The organism is Deltaproteobacteria bacterium (assembly GCA_016213065.1).
Lineage (GTDB): Bacteria > UBA10199 > UBA10199 > SPLOWO2-01-44-7 > SPLOWO2-01-44-7 > JACRBV01.
In genome coordinates this window covers 1-16,209 of the sequence record JACRBV010000131.1, presented here as the reverse complement: position 1 = coordinate 16,209, position 16,209 = coordinate 1, and the positions used below count along the sequence as shown (strand labels likewise).

Here is a 16,209-nt window from a genome sequence, read left to right as displayed (position 1 = left end):
TTGTCCGCGGTTGTAGGCGGTTTTGGAACTCCATCCCGGAAAAGCTTTTCGCGCGGCGGTTACCGCATCCCGCACATCTTTTCTGGAACCTTGTGAAACATTGGCGAAAGGTTTTTTTGTTTTGGGATTAAGAATTTGAAAATAGCGCCCTGATTCGGTGCGCGGAAATTGTCCGCCGATAAAAAGTTTGTAGGTTTTGAGAATGGGTGCTCGTGGGTTCATAAATATTTGCCTCCAAAAATTTTTAAAACATCATAGCCAATACTTCATAAGCTTTTCCGAAATCAAAGATGTTAACTGTTGTGCATCCTCTTTATTTGTAGCGATTTCTTTGATTTCGCGAATATTGTATTCTTCCGTATCTATTTGACTGATCCATAACTGCCATAAGAATCTTTTCTTGGGAGAAATCATAATCGTTACAAAAGAACCGCCAAATCCTGTTTCTTGTATATCCATCACAATAAATTTTTCAGCAAATAGATAAAAATAAGGCCGCATGTTTTCAATCCCAACATGATAAAATGACGGGTTTTGCCGGTATTGCTTATGATAATTATCGAAGGTTTTGCGCAGACCTTTGGTTATGGGGTCCGCATAAAATTGAGCCAAATTCAGAGATGCTTTCTCCCCGGCTTTGGCTTCCGTTAAAAAAAGACAAAAACAGATGAGAAAAAGGGCTATTTTTTTGTGATGGAAAAGAGTTGGTTTCATCAGTTTTCGATATAAATGTGTTTTCCATCTTTGGTGATCCAATGTCCTCCGTCCAATTCCGAACCAGTTTCCAGAGGAGAGGGACGATCTTTCCATGTTTTGTCTGCCGGTGATTTTCTGGAAAATTCTTCTTCATATCGGCCAAGGGCCGTTACGTACTCCCCGATTTCTTTCACCTTGCTGACAGTTGCTCCCGCTATTTTAAGATATTCCTTCACATCATCCCATTTTGCCGGATTTCTTCCCGCCGTAAATGTCTGTTTCTGTGCTTGGGCAATCCTTCCTTCGCCACCGTTAATAGAAGCAAGGACAAATTTTTTCCTTTCATCAGCATCTTGGATGGAAATTGTTTTGATATTTGGTCCCAAACTCGTTTCTTTACTAAATGAAGCATCCAATTGTTTTAAATATCTAGCCGTTGCCCTTGCGGCTTTGGCAATATCGAATCTTTCATCATTCTTTTTGGAAACTTTAAGTCCCACCCTTATTGCCGTAGCTTTTTCGAATTGCATGTCTCCCGCGGCACCCTTGATGCCGCGACTTCTCCTGTTGGAACCAAAACCGCTTTCCTGTCCGTAAATGGCCTCTAGAGTGTTGACGGTCAAAGAATCCCCTTTATCAAAATACTTTGAGGCGGTTTCCAAAGCCTTTCTTTGGCGTGTTGTCGCTTTTTTCAACCACGAATCAACATTTGATTTTCTTTGATTCTGAGGCATGGATTTCCCTATTCCAACTCCACATACGGCAAAAGGCCGTGTAATCCTCCTTCGCGCCCGAAGCCGGATTCTTTGTAACCGCCAAAGGGCGATGCGGGATCAAATTTATTGTAGGTGTTTCCCCAGACAACACCAGACTTTAGCTTTGATGAAATTTTGAAAATTTTGGAACCCTTGTCTGTCCAGACGGCGCCTGCCAACCCATAAGCTGTGTTGTTGGCTTTTTCAACAGCCTCTTCCGGCGTGCGAAAGGTGAGGATTGATAAGACGGGGCCAAAAATTTCTTCCCTCGCGATCCGGTTCGATTGCGCGACACCGGTAAAGAACGTTGGGGCAAACCAGAAACCTTTTTTCGGCAGTTCGCAAGGGGCCTGATAAATTTCACAGCCTTCATCTACTCCCGATTTTACGAGTTCCCGGATAGTCTCCAGCTGTTCTCCCGAGATGATGGCGCCAATATCCGTGTTTTTATCGAGCGGATTCCCCAATCGCAGGCTTTGAATCCGGTCTTTCAGTTTGCGAATAACCAAATCACGAATTCCTTCCTGAACGAAAAGCCTCGAACCGGCACAGCAAACATGACCCTGATTGAAATAAATTCCCTGAATAATTCCCTCAATGGCTTGATCGATGGCGGCGTCTTCAAAAATGATGTTGGCCGATTTACCTCCGAGTTCCATGGTCAGTCTTTTTCCGGTTCCTGCAGTTGCCTTGATAATACCCTTTCCAACGGCGGTAGAACCGGTGAAAGAAATTTTTTGAATGTCCTGATGACGCACGATCATGTCTCCGGTTTTGCCCGTGCCGGTGACGACATTGACAACCCCCGGCGGGAGATCGGCTTCTTCAATAATTTTGGCCAAGTGCAAGAGCGAAAGGGACGTTGTCTTGGATGGCTTGATGACGACGGTGTTGCCGGTGGCCAAGGCAGGGGCGATTTTCCATATGGCGATCAGGAGCGGAAAATTCCACGGGACAATAAGACCGCAAACGCCGAGAGGGCGTGTTTTGCGTCCGGGAAAAGCATATTCCAGTTTGTCTGCCCAGCCTGCGTGATAGAAAAGATGCGCCGCCGCAGTGGGGACATCAAAGTCTCTGGTTTCTTTGATCGGTTTGCCGTTGTCCATCGTTTCCAGAATGGCAAATTCGCGCGCTTTTTCTTGAAGCTGTCGGGCGATTCTGAAAATATATTTGGCTCGTTCAGCGGGAGCAAGTTTGGACCAATATTTTTCATAGGCTACGCGTGCCGCTTTGACGGCGATATCAACATCCGCCTCATTGGCTTCGGCAACCTCTGATAAAACCTCTTCTGTCGCGGGATTGATGGTCTTAAAATAATTTCCAGATTTCGGAACTGTAAATTTTCCACCGATGAAAAGTTCGTAACGCAATTTGATTTTAACGGGATCGGTTGATTCGGGAGAGGGGGCATAGTCCCACTTTTTTCCAAATTGCAAACTTTTTGGTTCAACCACTTCCAAACGGGTCACTTTTTTTTCAGGTGCTGTCATAGGTCCCTCATTTGTCATAATAATTATATTTTTCTGTCATTCCTGCCCCTGCCTCCGCAGGGGTAAACTCCAGCAGGGATCCAGCAATTGTTGAAATATCTGGATCCCCGCCGGAGTTTACCCCGTACCGCGATACGGGGCGGGGATGACAGTTATGCAATTTTTTAGAAGTTTCTTTAATCATTCGTAAAATAATCCAGCGATTGATAATTTCCCGTTGCTTCTTTTGCCAATTGCATCAGCAAATCGTTTGTCAATGTGCTGGCGCCGAAGCGAAACCATTCGTTGGAAAGCCACGCATCTCCCAGTGTTTCTTTCACCATCACCAGATATTGGAGTGCTTGTTTCGAGGTGCGAATACCTCCGGCCGGTTTCATGCCTATCATCCGGCCTGTTTGATACCAGTAGTCGCGAATTGCTTCCAACATCACCAATGTGACGGGGAGTGTCGCGTTCACGGCCGCTTTGCCCGTGGAGGTCTTGATAAAATTGGCTCCCGCGTTCATCGCCAAAAAACTGGCTTTGCGTACATTGTCATAGGTTTCCAATTCTCCTGTTTCCAAAATCACTTTGAGATGAGAGTCGCCGCACGCTTCTTTGACAAGACTGATTTCATCGGAAACTTTTTCATATTCGCCTGACAAAAAATTTCCACGGGAAAGTACCATGTCGATTTCATCCGCCCCCATGGCCACCGCTTTTTTTGTTTCTTCAATTTTAATTGAAAGGGGAGTCAGCCCGCTTGGAAAACCGGTTGCCACCGAAGCGATTTTAATTTGCGTTCCCTTCAGAGCTTTTTTCGCAATAGGAATCATACTGGGATAAACACAAACCGCCGCAACACTGGGTATCATTTGACTCCGCAAACTCTTCGAGTTTGCTTCGCGGCCCGGCAAAGCCGGGCCTTGACATTGACTCTGCAAATTTGCGGAGTCTAACGGTCGGATCGCCTTTTGACACATCGCTTGCACTTTTCCGGCGGAATCTTTTCCTTCCAGTGTGGTGAGATCAATCATGCTGATCGCAAGCAGGATGCCTTCTACTTTGGTCTGTTTTTTGATGGAACGTTTGGCAAGAGAAGCGGCTCGCTCTTCAATACCAATTTGGTCAACCGTTTGCATTGCGTTGGCCTTTAAACACGTTTACAAGACCTTGTCACTCCCCTTTTTCCTGTAAAAATACCATTGACCTTTATCCCTATTTTCGCCGATAATGCGGAGTATGTTCTCCAGAATAGTTAATCCATCAAAAACAAACAGCTTTTTTTTATTTGGTGCGCGAGGAACTGGAAAATCAACTTATCTGTCTGCCAATTTTTCAGACGAAGACACGCTGTTCATTGACTTGCTCAATCTGGAAAAGGAGGCTCTGCTCCTGAGGCATCCAAATTTTTTGATCGAACAGATTAGGGCAAAGGGTCCGGATTTGAAACGAGTCGTCATAGACGAAATACAAAAACTGCCCAAGCTTCTTGATGTTGTCCATCAACAAATTGAAGAAACAAAACGTGCTAAGCGTCCGTTGCAATTTGTTTTGACGGGGTCCAGTGCCCGCAAGCTAAAACGCGGAGCCGCAAATCTTCTGGCAGGAAGGGCATTCCTTTATGAACTTTTTCCCCTGACCCATCGTGAATTGGGGAATCCTTTTGATCTCAAGGATGTACTGCAATATGGCTCATTGCCCGGGATTTATTCCTACGACAATGCGTCGGACAAGCGGGCTTATCTTGAAACCTATGGAAGAACCTATCTGAAAGAAGAAATCTGGAATGAACAAATTGTGAGAAAGCTTGAACCCTTCGCCCATTTTTTGGAAGTGGCCGCTCAATGCAACGGAAAGATTCTCAACTATTCAAAAATAGGGCGTGATATCGGCACGGATGCAAAAACGGTCCAATCTTATTATCAGATACTTGAAGATACCTTGGTTGGGGTGATTCTCCAGCCTTACCATCGTTCTGTCAGAAAACGTGAAACAAAAGCGCCCAAATTTTATCTTTTTGACACAGGAGTGAAACGGGCGTTGGAGGGTACGCTTACCGTTGAACTTTTGCCGCAGACTTACGCGTTTGGCGAAGCCTTTGAACACTTCATTATTCTGGAGCTGATGCGATTGAATTCGTATTATCAATTGGGTTTTCGTTTGTATTATTTCAGGACGCATGAAGATGCGGAGGTTGATCTGGTTATGGAACGGCCGGGAAAATCTCCGATTCTCATCGAGATCAAGTCTGCCGATTTTGTCGATGCGGGCGAATTGCGGTCTCTTGAACGCATTGCGCATGATTTTGGCGATTGCGAGTGCGTTTGTCTTTGCCGTGGTACCGAAGAAAGAAAAGTGAAAAATGTTTTGATCCTGCCATGGAAAGAGGGTCTGGAACGCCTCTGTCTTTAGGGATGTTCCCAATTATCACGGTTTCCAGATGTGCCCTTTAGAATTCCTTTTATGTCTTTATTTTTCCGGAAATAGCACTTCGATATCGGATTTTACAAAATCCTCATCGAGAGTTAAAACGGGGCAGGACTCCTCTTTGGCCAGTGCGTAGGCGAAACAATCGCCCAAATTCAGGGCGGGAAATTTCAAACGGGCAACTGCGCTTGTCTCGGCTTGCAAAACATTCGGAGGAACGAATCGAATCGGGAGAGAAAAAACTTCCTTCTTGAGTTGTTCAAAAATCTATGGCTGACGATCCTGAATCAAAATTAAAACTTCCGCCAAATTTACCGTGCTCATCCGCAACTTTCCCTGATAATTTTTCAGCTGAGTTTTGGCCCAGAGGGCATGCTTTTCCTTGAAAAAAATGGCAAGTAAAACAGAGGTGTCAACGACCATGTTTATTCCCAAAGTTTATCTTCATTTTTAAATTGTGGATTCGGATTCAGCGGTGCCAGCAGTCCCATTCCGATCAAACGATCGAAATCAAACTCCTTGAGCTGTTTGCCATTGGAAACGCGTCTCTCCCAGAGATAATAGGCAAAATCCTCCACCTCATTGCGAAGCTCTTCCGGCAATTCCTGAATGATTCTTCCCAGTGATTTTGCAGTAGCCATGCTCATGTTATGCCCCCATACATGGATCGCTTTCAATTGTCTTCTTTAAATTCTGTGGATTCCCTTTGGACGTTTGTCACCCCCTTTTGGGGTCTTAACTCTCCGATTGGGGATTTTTATACGTTAAGCCAATGCTAATCAGTTGAATTTACTAAAGAAAATTTGATATTTTTGGCTTGTTATTTGCATAGACATTATGAGGATATGAAAAAATGGATTATAACTTGTACCTGCCTGATTTTTTTGATGGGAGTTTTCTTCCCTAAAATTCTTTTTTCCTTTCCTTCTTTGGGGGCTGTTGGGGCAGACCATAGTGACGGGGGTGGTGCTACAAAAAGTGGTTCGTGTTCTGACGGTTCTTTCGTTGATAAAATCAACGTGTCACGGACTTCCTATACTTTGCCGCCCCCTGATAGCTTTCATTGTCAAGGCAATGGAATTTCAGAGGATATTGCATTGTTAGCCAGTGGGGGTATCAGTTGGATCAAGTGTCCCGAAAATTATGTGGCGACCGGTTGGAAAATTGGCGAGGATGGAGGGATAACCGGTATTATTCTCGTTTGCACGCGGTTCTCCGGAGATATTTTGTATGATGATAACACAAAAGAAGATGGCATTTACGCCGTTATTCCATCGGATGATCAGGCTCAGGCAAAATTTCTTAGGGGTGAAATTCCATCCACATTCCGTACTTGCCCTACACAGGAAGCGTTGACCCAAATAAGTGTTGGGTATGACATCTCTCATCAAGGGAATTATTTGACACGTATTTCCGGCGAATGTCATCCTTTTCCCGGTGGTGCATCGCAACCTGTTACTCCGCCCCAAAAAATTAAGTTAACACTCAAGAACGAATTCGAAGAAGGAGATTGTATTCAGTCCGACGCTCACACCTCTGACCCCTGCAGAACCGAGTGTCCTGAGGGTATGATCATAAAGGGATTGAATGTTCGATCAGGGAGTTTGGTTGATAATATCGGTGTTATTTGTGTCAACATAAACAATCCATCTCTTGTTGATTATGGACCGACAAAATGTGGCGGAGAAGGAGGCGCGACCTACACGGCGCTGTGTCACGATGGGGAATATGTAAAAGGTTTTAAAGTACGAGTGGGAGAAGTGTGGGAAGGCATCCAGTTGAAGTGCGCAAAAATCAATTATTATGCCCAGACTCTTCAGGATGTTTTTTCCGGTGAGAATTATTTTCAGGATTTGGAATATGGCGTCAATATGCCTAGTCGCGAGGATCACAATTATCCCGATCCGCCGGCCACCAGTTATTGGCCACTTTGTAGTAATGGGACGTCTTTTCCGGTTCGCTTAGATGTTTGGCATAATAGATTTTGTTGGAAATCAAGAGGACTGATCTACGATACCACGGTTTGCTACGATGACATCGTCAGAGGCGCCAAGACATATTGCAAAGAAGCATTTATTGGAGAGGAAACTCAAACCGCGATTGATCTCTCAGGATTTTTCCATCGGAACGATGAAGTCCAACAGGTTGAATTTATCGGGACTGCTATGGCAGATTTCCAAGATAATTCCGAAACACCATCGGAGGATACGTCAGAGAATTCGGCAACGCCTTCTGCGAGAGAATGCACAGGGCAATGTAGTGAAGTTATCGCCTGTCCTTCAGGCCAGATCATGAATTTTTGTTGTAATTGCGATGATCTCGAAACAGCCCCTCCCAATAATGGTGGTGGCAATGACAGAGGCAATGTTGGACCGGTGGGTCATTCCAACCAACCTGATCCTTCCGCAGGTCCCAATACCGATTCAGCTCCGAAAAGTAATTTTTCCAAAGGTGGAGGCGGGTGTTCGTTAAATAACAACGCTTCTTTTGATCCTTCTCTTGCGGTACTTTTCCCAATCTCTTTATTTTTGCTGATTCTCCGGCGCCGTAGGCTGGTCTATTTATAGGGGCTTGCGTCGCCCCCTCCAACGGCAAAGCCGTTGGAGCCTCCCCCTCACGTTCGCTTTGCTCACTGAGTAGATTCCTCTCAAACAAGCCCACATAGTACCGTGCGAAGCACGTTTTCAAAAGTGCCACGGGTTTGCCCGTGGGAATCTACATTAGGTCTTTTAGTAGAAGTCTTTTGACTCCCTCTTCATGTTCCTGAATCGTTTCTGAAAATTGGTGCGTTCCATTTCCTTTCGAAACAAAATAAATATAATTTGTTTGCGCCGGTTGCAAAGCCGCTTTGATCGAAGCCAATCCGGGATTGCAGATGGGGCCGGGTGGAAATCCCGCATGGACGTACGTATTATAAGGATGCGGGTTGGCAATATCCACTTTCTTAATGTCGCCGTCAAAATTTTTGATTCCATAAATAACGGTGGGATCACTTTGCAGAGGCATTCCCTTTGCGAGGCGATTATAAAAAACAGAAGCCACAAGAGGACGTTCCCCTTCAACGCCCGCCTCTTTTTCGATCAACGAAGCGAGTGTCATAATCTGATTTTGGGAATAGACGGGGATTGTTTTGAGAGTGCCCGTTGCAAGTTGATAATTCTTTTTAAATTCTTTGACAAAATTTCGGAGATAATCGGCGGGGGGAGTATCGGCATAAAGATAATAGGTGTTCGGAAAAAGATAACCCTCCAACGTTGGGCTATTTATTTCAAGCGATTGAATAAATTCCTTGTTTTCTGTGAGATCTAAAAACTCTTTTTTAAAATCGGGATTTTTTATGAACGGGAGACCCGCAAGATAATTGGCAATTTGATGAAGCGTCCATCCTTCAATAATTTGCACCTTGTAAGCATTGACGCGCCCGTGCACGAGGCGTTGAAGCACATCAAGGGGATTGATAGGCTGGCTGAAAAGATATTCTCCCGCTTTGATTCCTTTTGTTTCGCCGCGCAGATGGGCATACAAAAAGAAAAGCCACGGGTATTCGATAATTCCCCGCTTTGCCAGATGGCTTGTCACTGTCCGAAACGCCATGCCTTTTTCAACGACCATCACGGCTTCACGGGGTTGAACAGGGTGATGGAGATAAACAAAAACGAGGGACAGGGCGGCAAGCAGGGGCAGCAGAAGAAAAATGCAGACTTTGAATATTCTTTTAATCATGGGCGCCTCTAAAAACACCGCTTGTCATCCTGAACCCTTCGCCATCATTGTCATTCTGAGCCCTTCGCTTTGTCATTCTGAGCGAAGCGAAGAATCTGTTCGGGCTCAGGGTAAACTCCGCGAAGAATCTGCTCGTGCTCAGGGTAAACTCCGTGAAGGATCTGCTTGATAACAAAGTAGATTCGGAGCGTAGCGAGGAATGACAAATTGTGGTTTTCATAGGTTTTTAGAGGTGCCCTCATAAGAATTTAGATAGTCCTGCAAAATCAGTGCGGCGGCAAGTTTGTCGATCACTTTGCGCCTTTTTTTTCGGCTTAAATCTCCTTCCAAAAGAATCGATTCCGCCTCTCTTGACGAAAAACTTTCATCCCAAAATTGAATTTGAATATCAAGGTGGTTTTCTTTTAGAAATTTTTCAAGTCCCTCTTCAAAGAAGCGAACTTTTTTGGCTTGCGGACCTTCGGCATCTTCCAAATCAGTGGGTAAACCGATGAGAATTTTTTCGACATCATATTCCTGAAAGATTTTCAAAATTTGAGCGCAATCTTTTGGGAAGGTGGTGCGTATTAGTGTCGTGATGCCCTGAGCAGTTTTGCCAAACGGATCACTGATGGCCACTCCAATCCGTTTTGTCCCCACATCAAGACAGAGAATGCGTTGCATTGGGACAGCCTAGTTTAAAAAACCAAAAATTAAAAACCAAAAATCAAAAATGCGGTATTTCTTATTTTTGGTATGTGTTTTTAATCTTTGGTTTTTTATTTTTAATTTGAGCCTTTATTATTGCCACTTGCATGGTTTTTCCAATTAGGTTACGGATCGGCCATGTCCTATCAAGTATTAGCCCGCAAATACCGACCGCAACTCTTTGGCGAAGTCGTTGGGCAGATGCACGTAACCCAAACTTTACAGAACGCGCTGGCTTCCAACCGGATCCATCATGCCTATCTTTTTACCGGTGCGCGTGGGATTGGAAAAACCACCGTGGCTCGCATTTTGGCAAAGGCGCTGAATTGTGAAAAGGGGGTCGGTGGTCAAGACCCGGCTTTGCCGGGTCGCGAAGCAAACTCGCAGAGTTTGCGGAGTATAAGTCAAGACCCGGCTTTGCCGTGTCGCGAAGCAAACTCGCAGAGTTTGCGGAGTCTAATGGAGCCATGTGATCAGTGTCCAAACTGCCTCGACATTATTCAGGGGAAATCGCTTGATGTCCATGAAATTGACGGCGCCTCCAATACCAGCGTTGAGGATGTGCGTGAAATCCGTGAGCAGGTTAAATATCTTCCCGCAAAAGGGCGTTATAAAATTTATATCATCGATGAAGTGCACATGCTTTCAACATCGGCTTTTAACGCTTTGCTCAAAACGCTCGAAGAACCTCCTCCACATGTAATTTTTATTTTCGCGACAACGGAAGTACATAAAATTCCCGCAACTATTTTGTCCCGCTGTCAACGTTATGATTTTCGCCGCATTCCGATTCCTGAACTGGTGGCCTCGCTCAAAAAATTGGCCAAACTGGAAAAGGCCGTCTTTGAAGGTCAAGGCCCGGCTTTGCCGGGCCGCGAAGCAAATCCGGAGGATTTGCGGAGTCAAGAAGACGCCTTCCATCTCATCGCGCATGAGGCTCAGGGAAGTTTGCGTGATGCGCAGAGTTTGCTGGATCAGGCGATTGCTTTTGCCGGCAGTGAAGTTCGCTACGACGATCTAAAAAAAATGTTCGGCTTTTTGGATCGCGCGCAACTTTGGGATCTTCTCAAATCAATTTTGGAAAAAGATCGTCAGGGTGCTTTGAATCGTCTCAATGAGTTTTATCAGAGTGGAAGTGACCTGAATCGTCTCGCGCAGGATATTTTGAATGCTTTTCGTAATCTTTTGCTGATCCGCTCTTTGGGAAGTGCTCCAGTGTGGCTCGATCTTCCCAAAGAAGAGCTAGCCACATTGCAAACGTTAAGCGGGTTGGGCGAGGCTTCAGAGCTTGATCAACTTTTTTCAATTGCCTATCGCGGGGCGGAAGATATTGCCCGTGCGGCTTTCCCCAAAATGGTTTTCGAGGTGTTGTTGATTCGAATGACTCAAGTGGCACAGATTGTTCCACTGAATGCTATTCTAGAACGACTGGAAAAATTACAAGGTGCACCGATGCCTGTAACTAAAACAGTGGCGGCAACGCCTGTAACGGTGCCTACAACAGCCAAATGGAGCGATTTTGAAAAATGGGTGCAAAAAGAAAAGCCGCAGTTGTCTTCTATTTTGAGCCACGGCCGAATGGTGAATCTCGAAGAAAAATCGGTAACAATCCAATTCGAAAAAGCTTCTGTTTATGGAGAAATGTTACAAGAAGAAGATCGCAAACGCCAATTGCAGGACACCTTGACAAAATTTTTTGGAAGACCACTTTCATTGCAAATTATTTTCAACGAGAAAGTCGTTTCCGCAGAGAGTGACAATTCCAAATCACAGACAAAAATTTTGCGAGAGCAAGCCCTGAAACACGAAGCCGTCCGCGAAGCAACCAACATCTTCGGTGCTGTAGTAGAAGAGATAAAAACAGATATTGATTAAAAGGTGGTTTGGTTAAATGATTCATTTTACTATGTCATTCCTGCGAAGCTTGTCCCTGCAGGCAGTAGGCAGGGAGCAGGAATCCAATAAAGATGAACAAGACTGGATCCCCGCCTTCGCGGGGATGACAAAACCGGAAATGTGAAACGGCGCAGAAATTCCAGAATTGCAAATTTTTAATCAAACAATTTCTAATATATGTCACCCGGTCCTATAGATAAATTGATTCATGCGCTTGGAAAATTGCCCGGGGTGGGGGAAAAGACTGCTACCCGCCTGACTTTTTTCCTGCTCCGAGCCCCCAAACAAGTCACCAAAGATTTAAGCGATGCCTTGCGCGAGTTGCACGATAAGGCAAGACTCTGCTCTCTCTGTAATAATGTGACCGAACAAGACCCGTGCCGTGTTTGCTCCGATCACCGCCGGAAAAAACATCAGATTTGTGTGGTGGCGGAACCTTCCGATGTGGTTGCCCTCGAAAAAACAGGGAGTTTCAGAGGAAACTATCACGTATTACATGGAGTGTTATCGCCACTTGAAGGGATAGGCCCTAACGAATTGAAAATAAAGGAATTATTAGTCCGTCTTCAAGACACCCAACCCAAAGAAATTATTCTCGCCACCAACGCCAATGTGGAAGGGGATGCGACAGCCCTCTATCTCACCAAACTTCTTAAACCACTGGGCGTTCGCCTCACTCGTCTCGCCACAGGAATTCCCGTGGGTGGCGAACTTGAATATCTGGACGCCTCCACCCTCTGCAAAGCCTTCGAAGAACGCCGCGAGGTTTAGACTATCTAGGGCGCCTCTAAAAACCCCGCTTGTCATCCTGAACCCTTCGCCATTATTGTCATTCTGAGCCCTTCGCTTTGTCATTCTGAGCCCTTCGCTTTGTCATTTTGAGCGAAGCGAAGAATCTGTTCGGGCTCAGGATAAACTCCGCGAAGAATCTGTTCGGGCTCAGGATAAACTCCGCGAAGAATCTGCTTGATAACAAAGTAGATTCGGAGCACAGCGAGGAATGACAAATTGTGGTTTTCATAGGTTTTTAGAGGTGCCCTATTTCTTTTCCTGAAACTGAATCACCACTTCGTCGGATTCGACATAACCCAATTCTTGGTGGATGAGATGTTTAAGGTAGCGGGGGTTTTCCATGTTTTTGAGGTCCTGTTCCAGTTGTTCTTTTTCTTCGGCAAGAGATTGTTTCTGTTGGGTGTAGTTTCTTTGTAAGCGAATTAGATGTTCCAAGTCCACCAGACCATTGTGTCCAAAAATCCAGAACCACAGGAAAAGTCCGGCACCGAAAATAACGAGCCAGCTTCTTAGAGGAAGAGAGCGAACAATCTGCAAAAAAAAAGGAGGGATGGTTCTGATTCTTGAAAACATTAGAACAATTCTTCCTGCGAAATATTTTTGGGTGTTATTCCAAAATGAGTGTAAGCCAATGATGTTGCAATACGTCCGCGCGGTGTGCGATTCAAGAAACCACATTGAATGAGATAAGGTTCGTACACATCTTCAAGGGTGTCTTTTTCTTCGCTCAAAGCGGAAGAGAGCGTTTCCACACCGACAGGCCCTCCCTCAAATTTTTCGATGATTGTCTTCAAAATTTTCCGGTCCATTGTATCGAAACCTCTTTCATCAACATCCAACATTTTCAAAGCGGTGCGTGTGACTGCGAGATCGATTTTATCGGAACCGCGAACTTGCGCTACATCGCGGACTCTTTTCAAAAGACGATTGGCAATGCGGGGTGTTCCGCGTGAGCGCTTTCCCAATTCCAAAGAGGCTTCTCTATCAATGGTGACGCCAAACAATTTCGCGGCCCGGCCGATGATCTGCTCCAGTTCTTCTGCGGGATAAAAATCAAGACGGACCGCAATACCAAAGCGATCGCGCAATGGAGAGGTGATGAGTCCGGTGCGTGTGGTGGCGCCTACCAATGTAAATTTGGGAAGATCAATCTGGATATTTTTTGCAGAGGGACCCTGACCGACAATGATGTCGAGACGAAAATCTTCCATCGCAGGGTAGAGAATTTCCTCCACAATGCGCGGGAGACGGTGGATTTCGTCGATAAATAAAACATCGCGCTCATTTAAATTGGTAAGAATGGCGGCAACATCACCGGGCCGCTCCAGTGCGGGTCCCGACGTGACGGTTATTTTCACGCCAAGTTCTGCGGCGATAATGTGAGAAAGACTGGTTTTGCCAAGTCCCGGCGGTCCCGAAAAAAGAACGTGATCGAGAGCTTCTTCGCGCTGTTTCGCGGCGGTGACAAAAATTTTCAATTTTTCTTTGATATCTTCCTGACCGACAAATTCAGAAAAACGTTTGGGACGCAGTGTGATTTCCAACTGATCTTCTTCAGCGAAAGGTTCTTTGTCAAAAATATTTTCTTCCATCGTCCCTTCTATTTGTAGGGGCTTGCGTCGCCCCCTCCAATGGCAAAGCCATTGGAGCCTCCCCCTCACGTTCGCTTTGCTCACTCGGTAGATTCCCGTGGGAATCTATTTTGCCAGATTTTTCAACCCCTGTTTGATCGCTTCTTTCAGAGGAACACCGGCGTTCCACTCGATTTTTTCCAGTGCCTTCTCGGCTTGCTGGGCAGTGTAGCCCAAATGGGTGAGGGCTGACAAGGCTTCATCATACGTTTCACTAGCATTTGTGCGTTTGAGGGCAGGGGTGCCCGGAATAATTTTTCCTTTGAGATCCAGAATGATTCGCTCCGCGGTTTTTTGGCCGATGCCCGGAATGGCCTTGAGCTTCATCACATCTCCATTGGCAATGGCAGTGCCGATTTCATGGGCGGAGAGTCCCGAAAGAAGAGTCAGCGCCAGTTTAGGACCGATGCCGGTGACTTTCAGTAATTGTTGGAAAAGATTTTTCTCATCAATATTTAAAAAACCAAAAAGGGTGAATTGGTCTTCGCGAATGTGGCTGTAAATATACAGAGAAATTTCGAAACCTTCCGGTGGAAGTTCATAGAAAGTGTTGAGAGAAACAAAAATTTGATAGCCGACACCGTTCACCTCAACCACAACTTGGTTGGTGGATTTTGAATGAATGACTCCTTTGAGGTGAGCGATCATATAAAAATCAAAATGCAAAAATCAAAATCTTTTAGTCTGGCTGTGACACAGGGCCACTGCCAGTGCATCGGTGGCATCTTCCTGTGCCACCTCTTTTAATTTTAAATGAAGACAGATCATTTTTTGCATTTGCTCTTTTGTTGCCTGACCAAATCCGCTAACCGCTTGCTTTACCTCTGCCGGTGAATATTCAAACACCGGAATATTTTTGCATGCCGCCGCCAGCATGGCCACTCCTCTTGCATGCCCCAGTTTCAGCGACGATCGCGCATTTTTTGCCACAAAAACATCTTCAAGTGCGATTTCTTTTGGGGAAAACTTTTCTATCAAGCGTCCAATTTCTTCGAAAAAAAATTTGAGACGCTCCGGGAGGGCCAAACCCTTTGCCGGTGCAATCAGTCCGTTATCGATATGTTTTGTGCTTCCCCCATTTTTTTCGACGAATCCGTAGCCAGTATAATAAGTTCCAGGATCGATACCAAGAATGATCATAAAAGAAATATTAAAAATGAAAAATCAAAAATTAAAAACACATACTAAAAATAAAAAGTTTTTTGTTTTTAATGTGTGTTTTTAATTTTTGATTTTTCATTTTTGGTTTTTATGAAGCCAATTTCTCCATGACATTTGTATCAATGTCAAAATTGGCGTGGACATTTTGTACATCGTCGTGGTCTTCGAGCGCTTCCATCAACCTAAGCATCGATTCAGCCTGAGACCCTTCGAGGCGGACGGTGTTTTGTGGAATCATTTGAATGGAGGCGCTCTGAGGTTTCAACCCCTTCTCTTCGCAAGCTGTTTTGATTTGATGCAATAAATTGGGAGGAGTGATGACTTCAAAAAGATCATCGGCGCTTTGTATGTCTTCCGCGCCGGCATCCAGCGCTACTTCCATCAATTTTTCTTCGCCGACCGATTTGGGAAAAACAAGAAGACCTTTTTTATGAAACATCCAGCCGACTGAACCGGCTTCTCCCATATTGCCGCCCAATTTGTTGAAGAGATGCCGGACTTCGGCAACAGTTCGATTGTGATTGTTGGTCATTACTTCGACGAGGAGCGCTGTGCCGCCGGGGCCGTAGCCTTCCAGTGTGAACTCTTTGTAGATTTCCCCTTCAAGCTCACCGCTCCCTTTTTTGATGGCGCGCGAGACGTTGTCGGTTGGCATATTGGCTTCTTTGGCTTTATCAATAGCAAGCCTAAGCCGTGGATTTCCATCTGGATCAGGGCCCCCGATCCGTGCGGCAACAGTAATTTCGCGGATGATTTTGGAGAAAATTTTACCTCTTTTGGCATCGGCGGCTCCTTTCTTTCTTTTGATGGTGGACCATTTGGAATGACCTGACATGCCGAAAGCCTAACACAAAAATTTGAACGCTGTAAACATCTTCTTAGTCATAGGTGCAATGGTGTGGGCGCATCAAGTTCTTGGGGCCGCGGTTCCCGACGGGTCGACCCGTCGGGCCCGCTTATCGCTCGGCG

19 protein-coding genes are annotated in these 16,209 nt (G+C 45.4%); 4 read left to right on the top strand and 15 right to left on the bottom strand.

What is annotated here, in order from left to right; genetic code table 11:
• From HY877_07710 to deoC, 5 genes are all read right to left on the bottom strand, one after another.
• Nucleotides 1-222: aldehyde dehydrogenase family protein (locus HY877_07710; GenBank protein ID MBI5300157.1), on the bottom strand; the 222-nt coding region annotated here is incomplete at its 3' end.
• A gap of 30 nt (nucleotides 223-252) precedes the next feature.
• Nucleotides 253-612, bottom strand: a complete 360-nt coding sequence (locus tag HY877_07705; protein MBI5300156.1) for a hypothetical protein — start codon at nucleotides 610-612, stop codon at nucleotides 253-255.
• A 101-nt stretch (nucleotides 613-713) separates the two neighbouring features.
• Nucleotides 714-1,430, bottom strand: coding sequence for a transglycosylase SLT domain-containing protein (locus HY877_07700; GenBank protein ID MBI5300155.1), 717 nt, complete (start codon nucleotides 1,428-1,430; stop codon nucleotides 714-716).
• A gap of 8 nt (nucleotides 1,431-1,438) precedes the next feature.
• A complete protein-coding gene (locus HY877_07695) occupies nucleotides 1,439-2,941 on the bottom strand; it encodes an aldehyde dehydrogenase family protein (GenBank protein MBI5300154.1) in 1,503 nt (500 codons plus the stop codon).
• Between the two features lie 176 nt (nucleotides 2,942-3,117).
• Nucleotides 3,118-4,062 carry a deoxyribose-phosphate aldolase gene (gene deoC, locus HY877_07690; GenBank protein MBI5300153.1) on the bottom strand — a complete coding sequence of 315 codons (945 nt, stop codon included), beginning with the start codon at nucleotides 4,060-4,062 and terminating at the stop codon, nucleotides 3,118-3,120.
• 100 nt (nucleotides 4,063-4,162) lie between these two features.
• Here deoC and HY877_07685 point away from each other — a divergent pair, with 100 nt between their 5' ends.
• Nucleotides 4,163-5,335, top strand: a complete 1,173-nt coding sequence (locus HY877_07685) for an ATP-binding protein (protein ID MBI5300152.1) — start codon at nucleotides 4,163-4,165, stop codon at nucleotides 5,333-5,335.
• 57 nt (nucleotides 5,336-5,392) lie between these two features.
• On the opposite strand, the gene HY877_07680 is transcribed toward HY877_07685, so the two are convergent.
• The 3 genes from HY877_07680 to HY877_07670 form a co-directional block, all read right to left on the bottom strand.
• Nucleotides 5,393-5,554: a type II toxin-antitoxin system VapC family toxin gene (locus tag HY877_07680; protein MBI5300151.1), complete on the bottom strand. Its 162-nt coding sequence runs from the start codon at nucleotides 5,552-5,554 to the stop codon at nucleotides 5,393-5,395.
• A 63-nt stretch (nucleotides 5,555-5,617) separates the two neighbouring features.
• Nucleotides 5,618-5,773 carry a type II toxin-antitoxin system VapC family toxin gene (locus HY877_07675; GenBank protein MBI5300150.1) on the bottom strand — a complete coding sequence of 52 codons (156 nt, stop codon included), beginning with the start codon at nucleotides 5,771-5,773 and terminating at the stop codon, nucleotides 5,618-5,620.
• Between the two features lie 2 nt (nucleotides 5,774-5,775).
• Entirely contained in the window at nucleotides 5,776-5,991 is a 216-nt protein-coding gene (locus HY877_07670) for a DUF2281 domain-containing protein (GenBank protein MBI5300149.1), read from the bottom strand.
• A 204-nt stretch (nucleotides 5,992-6,195) separates the two neighbouring features.
• On the opposite strand from HY877_07670, the gene HY877_07665 reads away from it, so the two are divergent.
• A complete protein-coding gene (locus HY877_07665; GenBank protein MBI5300148.1) occupies nucleotides 6,196-7,917 on the top strand; it encodes a JDVT-CTERM domain-containing protein in 1,722 nt (573 codons plus the stop codon).
• A gap of 148 nt (nucleotides 7,918-8,065) precedes the next feature.
• On the opposite strand, the gene mltG is transcribed toward HY877_07665, so the two are convergent.
• Together mltG and ruvX are read right to left on the bottom strand one after the other, a co-directional pair.
• On the bottom strand, nucleotides 8,066-9,073 hold the full coding sequence (mltG, locus tag HY877_07660; GenBank protein ID MBI5300147.1) for an endolytic transglycosylase MltG: 1,008 nt from the start codon (nucleotides 9,071-9,073) through the stop codon (nucleotides 8,066-8,068).
• A 216-nt stretch (nucleotides 9,074-9,289) separates the two neighbouring features.
• Nucleotides 9,290-9,736, bottom strand: coding sequence for a Holliday junction resolvase RuvX (gene ruvX / locus HY877_07655; GenBank protein ID MBI5300146.1), 447 nt, complete (start codon nucleotides 9,734-9,736; stop codon nucleotides 9,290-9,292).
• A 162-nt stretch (nucleotides 9,737-9,898) separates the two neighbouring features.
• Between ruvX and dnaX the strand changes: the two genes are divergently transcribed.
• Nucleotides 9,899-11,635 (top strand): DNA polymerase III subunit gamma/tau, encoded by a 1,737-nt coding sequence (gene dnaX / locus HY877_07650; protein MBI5300145.1) that lies wholly within the window; start codon nucleotides 9,899-9,901, stop codon nucleotides 11,633-11,635.
• Between the two features lie 198 nt (nucleotides 11,636-11,833).
• Nucleotides 11,834-12,427, top strand: a complete 594-nt coding sequence (gene recR / locus HY877_07645; GenBank protein MBI5300144.1) for a recombination protein RecR — start codon at nucleotides 11,834-11,836, stop codon at nucleotides 12,425-12,427.
• 267 nt (nucleotides 12,428-12,694) lie between these two features.
• Here recR and HY877_07640 read toward each other — a convergent pair whose 3' ends face one another.
• The 5 genes from HY877_07640 to HY877_07620 all read right to left on the bottom strand — a co-directional run bounded on the left by HY877_07640 (nucleotide 12,695) and on the right by HY877_07620 (nucleotide 16,075).
• A complete protein-coding gene (locus HY877_07640) occupies nucleotides 12,695-13,021 on the bottom strand; it encodes a septum formation initiator family protein (GenBank protein MBI5300143.1) in 327 nt (108 codons plus the stop codon).
• Entirely contained in the window at nucleotides 13,021-14,040 is a 1,020-nt protein-coding gene (ruvB, locus tag HY877_07635) for a Holliday junction branch migration DNA helicase RuvB (protein MBI5300142.1), read from the bottom strand. The genes HY877_07640 and ruvB overlap by 1 nt, the downstream gene beginning before the upstream one ends.
• Before the next feature lie 105 nt (nucleotides 14,041-14,145).
• Nucleotides 14,146-14,727, bottom strand: coding sequence for a Holliday junction branch migration protein RuvA (ruvA, locus tag HY877_07630; GenBank protein MBI5300141.1), 582 nt, complete (start codon nucleotides 14,725-14,727; stop codon nucleotides 14,146-14,148).
• A gap of 21 nt (nucleotides 14,728-14,748) precedes the next feature.
• Nucleotides 14,749-15,219, bottom strand: a complete 471-nt coding sequence (gene ruvC, locus HY877_07625; protein MBI5300140.1) for a crossover junction endodeoxyribonuclease RuvC — start codon at nucleotides 15,217-15,219, stop codon at nucleotides 14,749-14,751.
• Nucleotides 15,220-15,328: 109 nt separating this feature from the next.
• Entirely contained in the window at nucleotides 15,329-16,075 is a 747-nt protein-coding gene (locus HY877_07620) for a YebC/PmpR family DNA-binding transcriptional regulator (GenBank protein MBI5300139.1), read from the bottom strand.
• Nucleotides 16,076-16,209: the final 134 nt, after the last annotated feature.